At 65.5% G+C, this 15,373-nt stretch carries 15 protein-coding genes; 8 read left to right on the top strand and 7 right to left on the bottom strand.

Features of this window, described 5'->3' with window-relative positions:
• The first annotated feature begins 1 nt into the window (after window position 1).
• Window positions 2-1,036: a bile acid:sodium symporter family protein gene (locus tag DMX12_RS02025; RefSeq protein WP_110675956.1), complete on the top strand. Its 1,035-nt coding sequence runs from the start codon at window positions 2-4 to the stop codon at window positions 1,034-1,036.
• Here DMX12_RS02025 and DMX12_RS02030 read toward each other — a convergent pair whose 3' ends face one another.
• A complete protein-coding gene (locus DMX12_RS02030) occupies window positions 1,037-1,597 on the bottom strand; it encodes a TetR/AcrR family transcriptional regulator (protein WP_110675958.1) in 561 nt (186 codons plus the stop codon).
• A gap of 89 nt (window positions 1,598-1,686) precedes the next feature.
• Between DMX12_RS02030 and DMX12_RS02035 the strand changes: the two genes are divergently transcribed.
• Both DMX12_RS02035 and DMX12_RS02040 read left to right on the top strand, forming a co-directional pair.
• Window positions 1,687-2,418 (top strand): SDR family NAD(P)-dependent oxidoreductase, encoded by a 732-nt coding sequence (locus DMX12_RS02035; protein WP_029884833.1) that lies wholly within the window; start codon window positions 1,687-1,689, stop codon window positions 2,416-2,418.
• 26 nt (window positions 2,419-2,444) lie between these two features.
• Window positions 2,445-3,059 carry a 2-hydroxychromene-2-carboxylate isomerase gene (locus tag DMX12_RS02040; RefSeq protein WP_110676009.1) on the top strand — a complete coding sequence of 205 codons (615 nt, stop codon included), beginning with the start codon at window positions 2,445-2,447 and terminating at the stop codon, window positions 3,057-3,059.
• On the opposite strand, the gene DMX12_RS02045 is transcribed toward DMX12_RS02040, so the two are convergent.
• From DMX12_RS02045 to DMX12_RS02065, 5 genes are all read right to left on the bottom strand, one after another.
• The gene (locus DMX12_RS02045; protein ID WP_154211170.1) at window positions 2,996-3,313 is read right to left on the bottom strand and encodes a hypothetical protein; all 318 of its coding nucleotides are present in this window, start codon (window positions 3,311-3,313) and stop codon (window positions 2,996-2,998) included. The genes DMX12_RS02040 and DMX12_RS02045 overlap by 64 nt on opposite strands.
• A 4-nt stretch (window positions 3,314-3,317) precedes the next feature.
• Window positions 3,318-3,863 (bottom strand): cupin domain-containing protein, encoded by a 546-nt coding sequence (locus DMX12_RS02050; protein ID WP_003248033.1) that lies wholly within the window; start codon window positions 3,861-3,863, stop codon window positions 3,318-3,320.
• A gap of 81 nt (window positions 3,864-3,944) precedes the next feature.
• The gene (locus DMX12_RS02055; protein ID WP_054904386.1) at window positions 3,945-5,150 is read right to left on the bottom strand and encodes an MFS transporter; all 1,206 of its coding nucleotides are present in this window, start codon (window positions 5,148-5,150) and stop codon (window positions 3,945-3,947) included.
• 72 nt (window positions 5,151-5,222) lie between these two features.
• On the bottom strand, window positions 5,223-5,756 hold the full coding sequence (locus tag DMX12_RS02060) for a cytochrome b (RefSeq protein WP_009685430.1): 534 nt from the start codon (window positions 5,754-5,756) through the stop codon (window positions 5,223-5,225).
• On the bottom strand, window positions 5,753-6,799 hold the full coding sequence (locus DMX12_RS02065; protein ID WP_110675960.1) for a catalase family peroxidase: 1,047 nt from the start codon (window positions 6,797-6,799) through the stop codon (window positions 5,753-5,755). The genes DMX12_RS02060 and DMX12_RS02065 overlap by 4 nt, the downstream gene beginning before the upstream one ends.
• Before the next feature lie 128 nt (window positions 6,800-6,927).
• Here DMX12_RS02065 and DMX12_RS02070 point away from each other — a divergent pair, with 128 nt between their 5' ends.
• Both DMX12_RS02070 and DMX12_RS02075 read left to right on the top strand, forming a co-directional pair.
• Window positions 6,928-7,449, top strand: a complete 522-nt coding sequence (locus tag DMX12_RS02070; protein ID WP_009685428.1) for a sigma-70 family RNA polymerase sigma factor — start codon at window positions 6,928-6,930, stop codon at window positions 7,447-7,449.
• Complete coding sequence (locus DMX12_RS02075) at window positions 7,446-8,198, top strand: anti-sigma factor (RefSeq protein ID WP_110675962.1); 753 nt, start codon at window positions 7,446-7,448, stop codon at window positions 8,196-8,198. Before DMX12_RS02070 ends, DMX12_RS02075 begins: the two co-directional genes overlap by 4 nt.
• A gap of 69 nt (window positions 8,199-8,267) precedes the next feature.
• On the opposite strand, the gene xthA is transcribed toward DMX12_RS02075, so the two are convergent.
• Entirely contained in the window at window positions 8,268-9,080 is an 813-nt protein-coding gene (gene xthA / locus DMX12_RS02080) for an exodeoxyribonuclease III (protein ID WP_110675964.1), read from the bottom strand.
• 162 nt (window positions 9,081-9,242) lie between these two features.
• On the opposite strand from xthA, the gene DMX12_RS02085 reads away from it, so the two are divergent.
• The 3 genes from DMX12_RS02085 to DMX12_RS02095 are packed head-to-tail and all read left to right on the top strand — an operon-like array spanning window position 9,243 to window position 15,359.
• Window positions 9,243-9,893, top strand: a complete 651-nt coding sequence (locus DMX12_RS02085) for an N-acetyltransferase (RefSeq protein ID WP_110675966.1) — start codon at window positions 9,243-9,245, stop codon at window positions 9,891-9,893.
• 52 nt (window positions 9,894-9,945) lie between these two features.
• A complete protein-coding gene (locus DMX12_RS02090) occupies window positions 9,946-11,688 on the top strand; it encodes an autotransporter assembly complex family protein (protein ID WP_110675968.1) in 1,743 nt (580 codons plus the stop codon).
• Window positions 11,685-15,359 (top strand): translocation/assembly module TamB domain-containing protein, encoded by a 3,675-nt coding sequence (locus tag DMX12_RS02095; RefSeq protein ID WP_110675969.1) that lies wholly within the window; start codon window positions 11,685-11,687, stop codon window positions 15,357-15,359. The genes DMX12_RS02090 and DMX12_RS02095 overlap by 4 nt, the downstream gene beginning before the upstream one ends.
• Window positions 15,360-15,373: the final 14 nt, after the last annotated feature.

The following is a 15,373-nucleotide window of genomic DNA, read 5'->3' on the forward strand; positions in this document are numbered from 1 at the left end:
GATGAAGTATTTGCGCATGCTGTTCGACAATTTCACCCTGGCCTTGCTCGGGGTGGTCTGCATTGCCACCGTATTGCCTTGTTCGGGCGACGGCGCGGTGTACTTCGGCTGGCTGACCAACCTTGCCATCGGCCTGCTGTTCTTCCTGCACGGTGCCAAGCTGTCGCGTGAGGCGATCATCGCAGGCGCCGGGCATTGGCGCCTGCACCTGCTGGTGTTCTCCTGCACGTTCGTGCTGTTCCCGCTGCTGGGGTTGGCGTTCAAGCCGCTGTTCGTGCCACTTGTAGGCACTGAGCTGTACCTGGGTGTGCTGTACCTGTGCGCCTTGCCCGCAACCGTGCAGTCGGCCATTGCCTTCACTTCGCTGGCCCGCGGCAACGTGCCGGCGGCCATCTGCAGTGCGGCGGCGTCCAGCCTGCTGGGTATCTTCCTCACCCCATTGCTGGTGGTGATGTTGCTGGGCGCCAGTGGCGATACTGGCTCCGGCCTGGATGCGGTACTCAAGATCACCTTGCAACTGCTGGTGCCATTCGTGGCCGGGCAGATCGCGCGGCGCTGGATTGGCGCCTGGGTCAAGCGCAATGCCCGCTGGCTCAAGGTGGTCGACCAGGGGTCGATTCTGCTGGTGGTGTATACCGCCTTCAGCGAGGCAGTGGTGACCGGCCTGTGGCACACGGTTTCGTCGCAGCACCTGGCCGGGTTGTTCGCGGTATGCGGCATTCTGCTGGCGGTGGTGTTGTTCGCTACCCGCCTGTTGGGCAAGGCGCTGGGCTTCGACCTCGAGGACCGTATCACCATCCTGTTCGCCGGCTCGAAGAAAAGCCTGGCCACCGGTGTACCCATGGCGCAGGTGCTGTTCGTGGGCAGTGGCATTGGCGCGATGATCCTGCCGCTGATGCTGTTCCACCAGATCCAGTTGATGGTGTGCGCGGTGCTGGCGCAGCGTTATGCCAGCCGTGAGCAAGGTTTGCCAGAGGCTCTGGCAGGCGCTGAACGTGCTGCGGCGGGCACTCGCCAACCCCCAGCCAACCCGTGATCAGTCGCCGTCCAGCGCGCGTTCGACAAACGCGCGGCTGGCGCCAAGCACCTGGCCTTGCACGCTTTCGCTGACCAGCATGCGGCCAACCAGCAGCGCGCCCACGCACTGACTGATCAATACCCAGGCCAACTGCTCATCCTCCAGGGTGGCGCTCCAGGCCTGGTGCAGCTGCAGTAACCAGTGCTCGGCCACTTCCCGCACAGGGGCGTCAGCGCGGGCTATCTCCACCCCTAGCGGCGGCAACGGGCAACCCTGCTCGGCGTTGTGCAGGTGTGCCAGGCTAAGGTATTGCTGCAGGCAGCGGGCCAGCCGCTCGCGGCTGGCACCTTGGTTGGCCAGCCGGGCGAGTGGGCTGTTGCAGAGTTCCTGCCGGACTACCTCGGTGAACAGGTCATCCTTGGACGGAAAGTGGTTGTAGAACGCCCCCCCGGTCAGGCCAATGGCTTTCATCAAGCCGGCAACGCCCGTGCTGGCAAAGCCCCCGCGCTTGGCCAGTGCGCCGCTGCTGGCGAGCAAGCGCTCACGGGTTTGCTGCTTGTGTTCGTTCGAGTAGCGCATGGGCGTGCCTCTGCAAGACGGCTTGACGAAAGCCGGCATCGTAGCATAGCGTTCGTTTACTAAACGATCATTCATCAATGGGTGCAGGCATGTCAGAACAACAAAAAGTCGTGCTGGTGATTGGTGCGGGGGATGCCACCGGCGGCGAGATTGCCAAGCGTTTTGCCCGCGAGGGCTATATCGCCTGTGTCACCCGGCGCCAGGCTGACAAGCTGCAGCCGTTGCTGGAAGAAATACGTGCTGCCGGTGGCCAGGCCTACGGGTTCGGCTCTGATGCGCGCAAGGAAGACGACGTGGCGGAACTGGTCGAAACCATCGAGCGCGATATCGGCCCGATCGAAGCCTTTGTGTTCAACATTGGCGCCAATGTGCCATGCAGCATTCTGGACGAAACCCCACGCAAGTATTTCAAGATCTGGGAAATGGCTTGCTTCGCCGGCTTTCTGACTGCCCAGGCGGTAGCGCGGCGTATGGTCCGGCGCGAGCGCGGCACGCTGCTGTTCACTGGCGCCACCGCCGCAACTCGTGGCGCGGCCGGTTTTGCCGCCTTCGCCGGCGCCAAGCATGGGTTGCGCGCATTGGCCCAGAGCATGGCCCGCGAGTTGGGGCCGCGCAATATTCATGTCGCCCATGTGGTGGTGGACGGGGCCATCGACACTGCCTTCATTCGCGACAGCTTCCCCGAGCGCTACGCCCTCAAGGGTGAGGGTGGCATCCTGAACCCTGCACACATCGCCGACAGCTATTGGTTCCTGCACGCCCAGCCCCGCGACGCCTGGACCTTCGAGCTGGACCTGCGGCCCTGGATGGAAGGCTGGTAAACCCTTTTCCCTGCAAGGACATGACCATGCACAAGCACGTCGATTTCTACTTTGACCTGGGTAGCCCAGCCAGTTACCTGGCCTGGACCCAGCTGCCGGCGCTATGCGCCCGCCACGGGGCAACGCTGCACTACCGGCCAATGCTCCTGGGCGGCGTATTCCAGGCCACGGGCAACGCTTCGCCAGCGATGATCCCCGCCAAGGGGCGCTATATGTTCACCGACCTGGCGCGCTTTGCCGCCCGCTACCGGGTGCCGTTTGGGCTGCCGCCGGCTTTTCCGGTCAATACGCTGCACTTGATGCGAGGCGTCATGGGTACGCAGTTACGCGCGCCGGAGCGTTTCGAGGGGCTGCTGGCGGTGTTGTTCAAGGGTTTGTTTGCCCAGCAGCGCAACCTGAGCGATGTGGCGGTACTGGACGCCACCCTGGGTGAAGACGGCTTTGACCCACACGCGTTTCACGCACTGGCAGCAGATGACGAAATCAAGGCAGCACTGCGGCAGGCGACCGAGGTAGCGGTGCAGCGGGGGGTATTTGGTGCGCCGACGTGCTTTGTCGGCGAAGAGATGTTCTTCGGTCAGGACCGCCTGGACTTCGTCGAGGCAGCGCTGCAGCAGGGGGCGAGCAGCCTTTCCAGCTGAGTGCGTTCCCACTGGCTGAGCAGATCGCAGGGGTTGCTGCCATACCGTTGCCAGGCATCAAGCCCGGCCTGCGCCCCGCACGGGGCCGTGCAGTGGATGCACTGGGCAAGGCCCTCGCTGTCCAGCGCGAGGGTCAGTTGCCAGCCGTCGATGATCACGTCCACCAGGGCGTGGTCATGGCGCTGGGCTATCGACAGGGTATGGATACCGAGCGCTGCGTCACGCAGGCGTTGATAGACCACCCGGCTGTTCATGCCGTCAGAAGTTCGCCGGGGTATTGGCGCTGATGATCTCGGCCTCGTCCGGGCCGATGTTCTTGAAGCTGTGCGGCAGGGTGGTGGGGATGTAGTAGCCATCACCCGAGTTGAGCACGCTGACCTGGCCGTCGACCCACAGCTCCACAGTCCCCCGCGTGACCAGCCCGCATTCTTCGCCTTCGGCATGCACGATCGGTTCGCCGGAGTCTGCGCCCGGCGCGTACAGCTCACGCAACATGCGCATCTGCCGGCCTTCGACACTGGCACCGACCAACAGCATGCGCAGGCCGTTACGGCCCAGGTCTGGCTGTTCGCCGCCGCGGAACACGTAGCGCTCTTCACGTACCGGCTCGTCGAAGCTGAAAAACTCCGCCAGGCTCATGGGAATGCCTTCGAGGAGCTTTTTCAAGGAGCTGACCGAAGGGCTCACGCGGTTCTGTTCGATCTGCGAGATCGTCGAGTTGGTCAGCCCGCTACGGCGGGCCAATTCCCGTTGGGAGAGGTTGTTGCGTTCCCGCACCAGTTTGAGTCGCGTCCCCGTGTCCATAGCCGCCTTGTAATCAGAGGTGTTTAAAATAACGAGCGATGCGCATTAAAACATACTCTGCCGCGTTGCGCGCTGTGCTTCTCAACGCCTTTGTTCACGCGGGATTGGCCACAGCCCGACCAGCAACAAAAGCGTTGCCACGGCCAGGAATGGCAAGCGCGGGTCCACGGCATAGACCAAGGTCCCGGCCAGCGGGCCGATGACCGCGCCCATGCCCTGGGCTGCACCTATGGAGCCGGCCGTGGCGCCTTGCTCGCCGGCCTGCATGGCATTGGCGGCCAGGGCCGAAAACGCCGGGAATACAAAACCCATGCCCGCCGCCGCCACAAAGTAGCAGGCCCATAGCCAAGGGGCCGTGGTCGCCAGCGCGCCGCTGGCAAAGCCCAGCGCCGAAACCGTGGCACCGACCCGGATCATTTTCAGCGGTGGCCACTGCAGCTGGCGCAGCAGGACCTGGGCCAGCATCAGCGCCACACCCACTGTGGTGAGGGCAATGCCGGCAGCCTGGGCGGCCTGGGCTGGCCCTAGGTGCAGGCGGTCAAGGGCGAAGAAGCCGACGGTGATCTGCGACACGGTCACACTCAGCATGGCGCTGAATGCCACCAGCAACGGCCGGCGCAGGCGGGGGTCGTTGAGCCTGACCGGGGTGGGCGCGTGGCTGTGTGCAAGCGCCTGTGGCTTCAGGGCCAACAGCAGCACCACGAAGGCACTGGCAGGGAGCAGCGACATGACCAGAAACGGCAGGCTCAGGCTATGCCGCGCCAACAGCGCTGCCAGGGCTGGGCCGACCACCAGGCCCACGGCGTTGGCGGCCCCCAGCGAAGCCATGGCCCGTGCCCGCTGCTGCGGCCCGACATGGTCGGCGATCAGGGCGTTGCAGCCGACCGGAATGGCGGCATAGAAGGCGCCGATGCAACCGCGTGCGACCATCAGGCCGATGAAGGCCATTGTTGCACCTGGCATCCAGCGCAGTGCACCTTCGACAAACAGGCACAACAGCCAGTAGGCCAAGGTGAAACCCGCGCTACCCAGCAGCAATACGCGCCGACGGCCAAGGCGGTCAGCTGCGCGGCCCCAAGGGCGGGCCAGCAATACCCAGACCACGCCGGCCACGGTAATGGCGGCGCCGGCTTGCCAGGTGGCCATGCCCAACTGGCGGGCGATCGGGCCGATCAAGGCGACGAAGGCCATCATCGACATCGTACAGGCCATGTTGGCCAGCAGCAGCGGGCGTAGATCGAGGGTGCTGGCTGGGCTGAGCGTTGCAGGATCCTTTGCGAGGGTCATGGGGTTTCCAGGGCAGTAGGGCCGGTGACAGCCGGTCATTGATGGGGGTCGACCGCCCTGGGCTGCCTCAGGTCATTGATTGCGGCGCAGGGGGCCAGGCCACATGCTACGCAACACGCCGTCGCGGCGCACCCAGGCATGCATCAGCGCCGCACCGACATGCACCAATACGGTGGCGAACAGCAAGTAGCCCGCCCAACCATGGGCCTGGCGCAGCACGGCATACAGCTGCAGGTTGTGCGGCGCGATCGCGGGCAGGCCCAGTGGGCGCGGGTAGTCGCCGGCAGACAGCATGGCCCAGCCCAGCAGCGGCATCGCCAGCATCAGGCCATAAAGCGCCAGGTGCGATGCGCCGGCAGCCCAGCGCTGCACGGTTGGCAGGTCTGCAGGCAGCGGCGGGTGGGGTACGGCCAGGCGCACGCCAATACGCAGCACGACCAGCACCAGCAACGCCAGGCCGGTGGCCTTGTGCAGGCTGATCAGTACAGGGTGGCGCAACGACAGGTCGGCAACCATGGTCACGCCGATGAACAGCATGGCCAGGATCAGCACGGCCATCAACCAATGCAGCGCGCGGGCAAGGGGGTGGAAGGCTTCGGGCTTCATGGGCGGGCTCCGGTGCCGAGCGATTCACGGCTGCGGCGGTTGAAAGATTCCGAATAGGCGGCGGAACGGGCGGCGAGGATCGGGTCGTTGGAGGCTTCGATACCTTGCGGCAGGATCAGGGGGTCGAAGTTGATGTCGCGGCAGGCCCCTTGTTCGGGCCCATCGACCTGCTCCAGCACCAGGGTGCCGGCGTCTACGCTGCGCCGCTCGGCAGGCCAGGGCTGGGCCGGGTCATCCACCGCATCGCCCGGTTCCGCCAGCACCAGGCGCAGGGTCCAGCGCAACGGGCCTTGGGCCAGGCGCTGCTGCAAGTCGTGCTGGAGGAACAACTTGTCGTCGACCTGCCCAGGCAACGCGGCGAACGGCGTCTGTGGCTCCAGCTGCCAGCGTACCGGGTGGGCCGCGCCGGCTGCGTCGATCAGGCGGAAGGCGTTGATGCTGTGGTACTGCGTGCTGGCGAAGCTGTCACTGGGCTTGTAACTGGCCGCCCATTGACGAAACGCTGCGCTTTCCGGGTGCGCGGCGAAGAACGCCTGCAGCTTGGCCGGGTCGGGTTTGCCGGTGGCATTGACCGGTGCGCTGGCCAGCACCTGCTCGTAGAACCCTTGGGGGTTGCTGACGGCAAGCACCGGCGGGTTGTTCATGCCGGTGCGCCAGACCTGGCCGTCATCGGTGCTCAACTCAATTGCCAGGCTGCGGACCGGTATGCTGGTGTCCGGGGCGAACGGGTTGGCCCCGCCGATGGCGAAACGGCCAATGACCGGCACCCGTGGCTGGCTGAATGCGCGTGCCGTGGACAGGCTGGCTGCCTGGCCGCTGGGCTGGAAGTAACCACTGACGCACAGCCCCTTGGCGTGGTTCTTGCGGTAGCCGGGGTAGTGCCCGGCTTGGGCTTCGAAGGTGTCGATGATGCGTTGCGGGGTCAACTGCGGTTGGCCCAGCCAGCCAGCGGCATACGCGAAGCCGGCACCTGCGGCCAGCATCACGGCGCCGATGGCGGCCAGGCGCAGGGCCTTGGCCGGGCCGTGCAAAGGTGAGTTCATGGTGTGCGTCCGGTTCAGTGAAGGTGCCAGTACGACGGGGTAGCGCGCTATTTATTCCCACGGGGGAATAAAATAGGCCTGCACGCGTCTGCCCCTTACACTGACTGCCCCATAGGCCGGACCTGACCATGCACGACCTGGACAACCAGCAGTGGCGCGAACTGCTCGCCCGCTTGCGCCGCTTTGCCGTATGGCTGACCCGTGAACCGGGCAGCGCCGACGACCTGGTGCAGGCTACCGTCGAGCGCGCGCTGAGCCGACGAGACCAGCAACGCGACGCGCAGGCGCTGCGTGCCTGGCTGTTCACCATCCTTTATCGCTTGTACCTGGACGGCAAACGCCGCGAGCGCCTGCATGCGCGCTGGCTGTCCTGGTTCGGCCGTGCCGAGCGCGATGACGAACCCGTTGGTGACAACCTCGAAGCGATCATCCTGGCCCAGGCCGACTTGCAAGCGTTTTCCCGGCTGAGTGCCGAGCAGCGTGCCTTGCTGCTGCTGGTCAGCGTCGAGGGTCTGAGCTACAAGGAGGCCGCCCAGGCCTTGGGCATTCCTATCGGCACGGTAATGTCGCGCCTGTCGCGGGCGCGCAATGCCTTGCGTGAACTGACCGAAGGCTCACCCCAGCCACCGGCCTTGCGGAGATTGAAATGACGCGCCTTATCCCCACCGAAGATGAACTGCACGCTTACGTCGACGAGCGCCTGGAGCCGGCGCGGCGCGCCGAGGTGCAGGCCTGGCTGGCGGCCAACCCGCAGGCGGCGGCACGTGTGGAAGGCTGGCGCGCCGATGCCCGGCGGCTGCGCACGGCGCTGGCCGGGCTTGGCGAGCCAGCCGGTGCCCCCGCGCTCGAGCTGGGCCAGCTGCGGCGGCAACTGCGCCAACGCCGGCAGCGGCGCTGGGCGGCGGCAGCGGCCATGGTGCTGGCCCTGGGTGTAGGGGGCTTGGGCGGCTGGCAGGCCCGCGATGCCACCCTGGCCAATGCCGAGCTGCCGATGGCCGATGCCGTGCAGGCGCACAAGTTGTTCGCCGCCAGCCAGGCGCTGGATATTCAGGCCAGCGACCCGGCCCAGTTGCGCGATTGGCTGGGCCGGCACTTCAACCGTGTCGGGCAGTTGCCAGACCTGGCGGGCTATGGCTTCAGGCCGGTGGGGGCGCGGTTGCTCAGCAACGAGCAGGGGCCCGCAGCCTTGCTGGTGTTCGAGGACGGCAAGGGCCAGCGTATCAGCCTGTTCATGCGTTCACCCAGCGAAGGCTTTCAGCGCATGCCGAACGGGCAACGGGTCGATGGCCAGTTGGAGGCGCGGTACTGGTCGCATGGGGCGTACAACTTTGCCTTGGTCAGCGCGGCGGACGATGTGCGTGGGGCGGGGGTAGGCGAGGTGCTGCGCCTGGGCTTGTAACCCAGGCTTTGCCGGCGCGGCCTTGTGTCGCGATCGAGCCGCCCCGGCAGGCATGTTGCGCTCACACGGTCAGCTCAACTCAAGCCAGATCGGTGCATGATCGGACGGCTTTTCCATCCCGCGCAGTTCATAATCCACGCCTGCTGCCTTGATCCGCGGCACCAGCGCGTGCGAGGCCATGATCAGGTCGATGCGCAGGCCGCGCTTGGGCTCGTCTTCAAAGCCGCGGCTGCGGTAATCGAACCAGCTGAAACGGTCGTTCACGTCCGGGTACAGGTGGCGGAAACTGTCTACCAGGCCCCAGCCTTTCAAGCGCTCCATCCATTCGCGCTCTTCCGGCAGGAAACTGCACTTGCCGGTCTTCAGCCAGCGCTTGGCATTGTCCGGGCCAATGCCGATGTCGCAGTCCTGCGGCGAGATGTTCATGTCGCCCATCACCAGCACTGGCTGGTCGTTGCGGAACTGGCCTTCCAGCAGTGCCTGCAGGTCGCTGTAGAAGCGCTGCTTGGCCGGAAACTTGGTGGGGTGGTCGCGGCTTTCGCCTTGGGGGAAGTAGCCGTTCATGATGGTGATCGGGTTGCCCTGGGCGTCGGCGAAGGTGCCCCAGATGAAGCGGCGCTGGGCGTCTTCTTCATCGCCGGCAAAGCCTTTGTGCAGGCTGAGCGGCGCCTGGCGCGAGAGCAGGGCGACGCCGTAGTGGCCCTTCTGCCCGTGGTAGTGCACGTGGTAACCCAGCGCCTGCACGTCGGCCAACGGGAACTGCTCGTCGCTGACCTTGGTTTCCTGCAGGCCGATCACGTCTGGTTGGTGCTTTTCGATCAGCGCTGCCAGCTGGTGCGGGCGGGCTCGCAGGCCGTTGATGTTGAAACAGACGATCTTCATGGAAAGACAATCCCGGTAAAAGGCGCGATGCTAGCGGACATCGCCGGCGATCACCAGCGTGGCGGGGCAGGAGGGCTGCTGCTAACGTGCTGTAAGGGTGGAACGAAGCGCGGAGCGCAACCTCCAAGGCTCTGAACGCCCATTCCAGGAGGTCTGCCCGCAATGCCCGAAACCACAGCCGCTCCGGCCCGTGTCTGCCTGCTCGATGATGGTTACAGCCGCGAGGTACGTTCCCTGCTGTACAACGCCTACCGGCACGAACCCACTTTTGCCTATATCTTCGAAGCCCAGCGCCCAGGCTATGAACGGCGCCTGCGGGTGATGGTGCGTGAATGGGTACGCCAGCACTTCTACCTGCAACTGCCTGCGATCGGCTTGCTGGTGGACGATCGCCTGGTGGCCGTGGCCCTGATCGTGCCGCCGCTGCGCCGCTTGGGTGTGGCGGACAGTTGGGCCTGGCGCCTGCGCATGATGCTCGGCACCGGCCTGCGCTGCACGCGGCGCTACATGGACTACCAGGCCGCTTTGTCGACCTGCCTGCCCAGTGATCAGGTGCATGTGCTGCCACTGCTGGGGGTGCACCCGCAGTTTCAAGGCAAGCAGTACGGCGAACAATTGTTACAAGCTGTGCATGACTGGTGCGCCGACGACCCCGGCACCCAAGGCGTGGTGCTGGACACGGGCAATGAGCACTATCTGGCGTTTTACCAGCGCCAGGGTTACGAGGAAATTGGTGAGGTGGCCATAGGGCCGATCCGGGAACGGGTATTCTTTCACCCAAACCCGGTGGCTTCGACATCCGCTTTAGCCTGAACAGGCCGCAAGGCGGCTCCCTTGAGCGTTCGGGTCTGGTAGCATTCGCCGCATGACGTATTCAGGAAGATTGACCTGGGGCTTGGTTATCTGGGCCGCCAGTTTTGCAGCATGGGGCCAGAGCGAGTTGCTGGTGCAGGTGAAACCGGCCAACAAGGCGCTCAAGGCCAATGTCGAAGGCTATATAGGCTCACTGGGTGACCGCGATGAAGAAGCACTGTTGCGCTTCAGTCGTGGTGCAGAGGAGCAGGCGCGCAAAGCCGCGCAGGCACTTGGCTACTATCAGGCGCAGATCGACAGCGAGGTCAAGCCTGCCAGCGATGCCGAGCACTCTGCGCAGTTGATCCTCAGCATCAACCCGGGCGAGCCGATTCGGCTGCGCAACGTCACGGTGCGCATCGAGGGCCCGGCCAGTGACATGAAGGCCTTTCGGGTACCCGACAGCCGGGCGCTGCGCCCGGGTGAACAGCTCAACCACGGTACCTACGAGGATGCCAAGCGCCTGATCCAGAACCAGGCGTCGCGTTACGGCTTCTTCAGCGGGCGCTTCAGCCGCCAGCGCCTGGCGGTGGACCCGCAGGCCGGGGTGGCCGATATCGAACTGGTCTACCAGAGTGGCCCGCGCTACCGCCTTGGCGCAGTCACCTTTGGCGGCGACACGCCGCTGGACGAAGACCTGCTGCAGCGCATGGTGCCGTTCAAGCCAGGTACCCCGTACGACTCGGAGCTGATCGCCGAACTGAACAACGATCTGCAGTCGAGCGGTTATTTCGAAGGGGTACGGGTGGATGCGGCGCCCACCGCCGCGGTGGGTGAAGAGATACCGGTGGACGTGCGCCTGGAAACCCGCAAACCCCGCACCATGGGGCTGGGCCTGGGGTACTCCACCGATGTCGGGCCGCGCGGCAAGGCCAACTGGACCCGCCACTGGGTCAACCCCCAAGGTCACAGCTATGGCTGGGAAACCGAGCTGTCGGCGCCGCGGCAGAACGTCGGTTTGTGGTACGACATTCCCCTCGATCCGCCGTTGACCGACAAATTGCGCTTTGCCGGCGGCTATCAGAATGAAGAGCTTGCCGGTACCGACACCCTCAGCAAGCTGCTGACGGTGGGCCCCGAATGGCACAGCAAGCTGCCCAGCGGTTGGCAACGGGTCATCTCGCTGAAATACCAACGCGAAGAGTACCGCCTGGGCGACGACAGCGGATTGAGCAACCTGCTGATGCCCGGCGTTAGCTACTCGTTCCTGCGCAGTGACAACCGCATCGACCCGCACAATGGCTACCGCCTGCAATTCGATGTGCAGGTGGCCAAGGAAGGGCTGGTGTCGGACACCAACCTGCTGCACGGCAACGTGCTGCTCAAGGGCCTGACCACCCTGGGCCACAACCACCGCTTGCTTGGCCGCGTGCAGTTCGGCGGCAGCGCGACCAACGGTTTCAAGAACAATATCCCGCCGTCGCTGCGCTTCTTCGCCGGCGGCGACCAGAGCGTGCGCGGTTATGACTACCAGACCCTGTCGCCCGAAAACAGCGACGGTGACCGTATTGGCGGGCGTTACCTGGTGGCCGGCAGTGTCGAGTACCAGTACTCGCTGACCGAGAAGTGGCGGCTTGCCACATTCGTCGACCAAGGCAACTCGTTCAACGACCTGGAATTGCCCAGCCTGAAAACCGGGGTCGGTTTTGGTGTGCGCTGGGTGTCGCCAGTGGGGCCGCTGCGCCTGGACCTGGCCAAGGCGCTGGATGACGACGGTGGCATTCGCCTGCACTTTTCCATGGGGCCCGAGTTGTGAAACGCGTAATCAGATATACCCTGCTGGGCCTGGCTGGACTGCTGGCGGGCCTGGGCCTGGCCCTCGGCTTGCTGCTGGGTACCGAGGCCGGCAGCCGCTGGGCGCTGGGCAAGGTTCCCGGTTTGCAGGTCACCGACTTCCAGGGCCGCCTGGGGGGCAGCTGGCAAGCCAGCCGGGTAAGCTGGGCCGACGCCGGCAGCAAGGTCGAGCTGCAGGCCCCGCAGTTGGCCTGGTCGCCTGCCTGCCTGCTGCGCGCCACCCTGTGCATCGACCGCTTGCAGGCACAGCGCATCGACATGGCCTTTGCCCCAAGCACCGAGCCGGCCGACAGCGGCCCCCTGCAATTGCCGGCACTGCGCCTGCCGGTGGCCATCGAACTGGGCGAGGTGAAGGTCGGGCAGCTGCGCCTGGACGGCAGTGACCTGCTGGGCGACGTGCAGCTTGCAGCGCACTGGACCCGCGGCGGGATGCAGATCGACAGCCTGCACCTGCAGCGCGACGACCTGCTGCTGAACCTGCAAGGCCATATTCAGCCCGAAGGCGACTGGCCGACAACGCTGCAGGCGCAACTGCAGCTGCCGGCTGTAGGTGGCAAACCCTGGCAGCTGGTGCTGAACGCCGAGGGTGAACTGCAAAAGACCTTGAACCTCACGGGAGCCAGCAGCGGCTACCTGGACGCCACGTTGAGCGGCACGCTGCAGGCCCTGGCCGAGCACCTGCCTGCGACGCTGCAGATCCGTTCCGAAGCGTTCAAGCCGACCGCTTCCTTGCCTGACACCTTGCAGTTGAACCAGCTCGACCTGGCAGCCAAGGGCGACCTGCTCAAGGGCTACCAGCTGTCGGGTACCGCCAACCTGCCCGCAGAACAATCGCCGATCGCCCTGGCGTTGTCCGGCCTGGTCGACAGCAAGGGGGCCAGGCTCGATGCCCTCGACCTTACCGCCAGCGACACCCAGCGCGTCAAGCTGCAAGCCACGGCAGACTGGCAGCAAGGCCTGACCGCCGATGCTCAGCTGGACTGGCAGGATTTTCCCTGGCTGCGCCTGTATCCGCTGGAAACGCCGCCACAGGTTACCCTCAAACGCTTCAATACCCGTGTGCATTACCGTGATGGCAAGTATCAGGGGACCTTTGCCGGTGATCTTGACGGCCCGGCGGGGGCGTTCACCCTGGCCAGCCCTTTCGAAGGCGACCTGGATCAGGTCAGGCTGCCACAACTGGCGCTCACCGCCGGCCAGGGCAAGGCTGCCGGCAGTGTTGCAGTGCGCTTTGCCGATACCCTGGCGTGGGATGTCGACTTGCAACTGTCTGCACTCGACCCGGCCTACTGGCTGGCCGAGCTGCCTGGCACCCTGGCGGGGCCATTGCGTACCAAAGGCGAGCTGAAGGATGACGTGCTGAGCCTGGATGCCCAGCTTGACCTCAAGGGGCGCTTGCGCGGCCAGCCGGCTGTGTTCAAGGCCGAGGCACAAGGGGCCGGGCAGCGCTGGACACTGGGTGCGTTGGCGATCCAGCTGGGGGACAACCGGATCAATGGCAGTGGCAGTCTGCAGCAGCGCCTGGCCGGGCGCATCGACCTCGACTTGCCCCGCCTGGGCCAGCTGTGGCCCCGGCTGCAAGGCCAGGTCAAGGGGCGCGTGGATGTCGCCGGCACGCTGCAGGCGCCGCAAGGCACCCTGACGTTGCAGGGCCAGCGCCTGGCACAGGCTGAGAACCGCCTGCAACAACTGAACCTGGATGCCAAGCTCGACAGCGCCCAGCGTGGGGTGGTCGAGCTCAAGGCCACCGGCATTCACCTGGGTGACACGGCACTGGGCACGCTGCAGGCCAGCGGCAAGGGTGACATTCGCCAGCAGGCCCTGAACCTGGCCCTGGACGGCCCGCAGCTCAAGCTTGACCTGGGGCTGGATGGCCAGTTGAGCAAGGGCGACTGGCGTGGGCGACTGGCCAGTGGCCGAGTCCAGGCCGGTGGCCAGGACTGGCAGTTGCAGGCCCCGGCGCGGTTGCAGCGGCTGGCCAACGGCCAGCTCGATTTCGGTGCCCACTGCTGGCGCTCTGGCCAGGCAAGCCTGTGTGGCGATGACCAACGCCTGGCGCCGGAGCCGCGCTTGCGCTACCACCTCAAGCAGTTCCCGCTGGGCAGCCTGGCGCAGTGGCTGCCCAAGGACTTCGCCTGGCAGGGGCTGCTGAACGCCGACATCAGCCTGGATATACCGGCCAGTGGCCCCAAGGGTAGCGTGGTGGTCGATGCCAGTGGCGGCACCCTGCGCGTGCGCGACAAAGGCCGCTGGATCGACTTCCCGTATCAGGCCCTGCGCCTGGACAGTACCCTGGCACCGCGGCGTATCGACACGCGCCTGGTATTCCGTGGCGAGCGGCTGGGTGAGCTGAACGTCAACACCCGGCTCGACCCGCTGGGCAAGAACAAGCCGCTGTCGGGTGATTTCCGCCTGGCGGGCCTGGACCTCTCGGTGGCCCGGCCCTTCGTGCCGATGGTCGAGCGGTTGGCCGGCCAGCTCAATGGCAGCGGCCAGCTCTCGGGTACCTTGCTGGCACCGCAGGTCAACGGCAACTTGGCGCTCAGTGGCGGCGAAGTCAGCGGCGCGGAGCTGCCAGCCAGCCTGCAGGCACTGTCTGTGCAGGCGCAGATCGCCGGTGAGCAGGTGCGCCTGGAAGGCAATTGGCGCAGTGGCGAAGCAGGGCGCGGGCAGTTGAGCGGCAACCTCACCTGGGGCCAGGCGCTGGGCATGGACGTGCGCTTGCAAGGCCAGCAACTGCCGATCACGGTGGAGCCCTACGCCACGCTGGAGGTCGCCCCGGACCTGACCTTGCGTTTGATCGACGACAAACTGGCGGTCACCGGCAAAGTGCTGGTGCCCAAAGGCAAGATCACCGTGCGCGAATTACCGCCCTCTACTGTCAAGGTCTCGGACGATACCGTCATCGTTGGCCGCCAGACCGAGGAGGGCAAGCCACCCATGGCGATGGCCATGGACATTGACGTCGAAGTGGGCCAGGACAAGCTGTCGTTCACCGGCTTTGGCCTTACCGCCAACCTGCTTGGCCATGTGCACATCGGTGACAACCTCGACACCCGCGGTGAGTTGAGCCTGGCAGACGGTCGCTACCGCGCCTACGGCCAGCGCCTGACCATCCGCCGCGCGCGCCTGCTGTTCGCCGGGCCGATCGACCAGCCTTACCTGGACATCGAAGCCATCCGCAAGGTAGACGATGTGATTGCCGGTATTCGCTTGAGTGGCAGTGCCGAACAGCCGACCAGCCAGGTGTTTTCGGAGCCGGCCATGAGCCAGGAGCAGGCCTTGTCCTATCTGGTGCTGGGGCGGCCATTGGGCACCTCCGGCGAGGACAACAACATGCTCGCCGAAGCGGCACTGGGCCTCGGCCTGGCAGGCAGCGCCGGTATCACCGGTAGCCTGGCCTCCAGCCTGGGCATCGACGACTTCCAGCTGGATACCGAAGGCTCGGGCAATACCACCAGCGTGGTCGCCAGTGGCAACCTCACCGAGAAGCTGAGCCTTCGTTACGGGGTAGGGGTGTTCGAGCCAGCGAACACCATCGCTTTGCGTTACAAGTTGAGCAAGAAGGTCTACCTGGAGGCGGCCAGCGGTTTGGCCAGCTCCCTGGATATCTTCTACAAGCGCGACTTCTAGGTTGAACGCGGCGG

The organism is Pseudomonas sp. MB-090624 (genome assembly GCF_003205245.1).
GTDB classification, from domain to species: Bacteria; Pseudomonadota; Gammaproteobacteria; order Pseudomonadales; family Pseudomonadaceae; genus Aquipseudomonas; species Aquipseudomonas juntendi.

Bases quoted from the DNA above. Each gene is read 5' to 3' on its own strand.
- DMX12_RS02025 (WP_110675956.1), top strand. From the start codon at position 2: ATGAAGTATTTGCGCATGCTGTTCGACAATTTCACCCTGGCCTTGCTC.
- DMX12_RS02030 (WP_110675958.1), bottom strand. From the start codon at position 1,597: ATGCGCTACTCGAACGAACACAAGCAGCAAACCCGTGAGCGCTTGCTC.
- DMX12_RS02035 (WP_029884833.1), top strand. From the start codon at position 1,687: ATGTCAGAACAACAAAAAGTCGTGCTGGTGATTGGTGCGGGGGATGCC.
- DMX12_RS02040 (WP_110676009.1), top strand. From the start codon at position 2,445: ATGCACAAGCACGTCGATTTCTACTTTGACCTGGGTAGCCCAGCCAGT.
- DMX12_RS02045 (WP_154211170.1), bottom strand. From the start codon at position 3,313: ATGAACAGCCGGGTGGTCTATCAACGCCTGCGTGACGCAGCGCTCGGT.
- DMX12_RS02050 (WP_003248033.1), bottom strand. From the start codon at position 3,863: ATGGACACGGGGACGCGACTCAAACTGGTGCGGGAACGCAACAACCTC.
- DMX12_RS02055 (WP_054904386.1), bottom strand. From the start codon at position 5,150: ATGACCCTCGCAAAGGATCCTGCAACGCTCAGCCCAGCCAGCACCCTC.
- DMX12_RS02060 (WP_009685430.1), bottom strand. From the start codon at position 5,756: ATGAAGCCCGAAGCCTTCCACCCCCTTGCCCGCGCGCTGCATTGGTTG.
- DMX12_RS02065 (WP_110675960.1), bottom strand. From the start codon at position 6,799: ATGAACTCACCTTTGCACGGCCCGGCCAAGGCCCTGCGCCTGGCCGCC.
- DMX12_RS02070 (WP_009685428.1), top strand. From the start codon at position 6,928: ATGCACGACCTGGACAACCAGCAGTGGCGCGAACTGCTCGCCCGCTTG.
- DMX12_RS02075 (WP_110675962.1), top strand. From the start codon at position 7,446: ATGACGCGCCTTATCCCCACCGAAGATGAACTGCACGCTTACGTCGAC.
- xthA (WP_110675964.1), bottom strand. From the start codon at position 9,080: ATGAAGATCGTCTGTTTCAACATCAACGGCCTGCGAGCCCGCCCGCAC.
- DMX12_RS02085 (WP_110675966.1), top strand. From the start codon at position 9,243: ATGCCCGAAACCACAGCCGCTCCGGCCCGTGTCTGCCTGCTCGATGAT.
- DMX12_RS02090 (WP_110675968.1), top strand. From the start codon at position 9,946: ATGACGTATTCAGGAAGATTGACCTGGGGCTTGGTTATCTGGGCCGCC.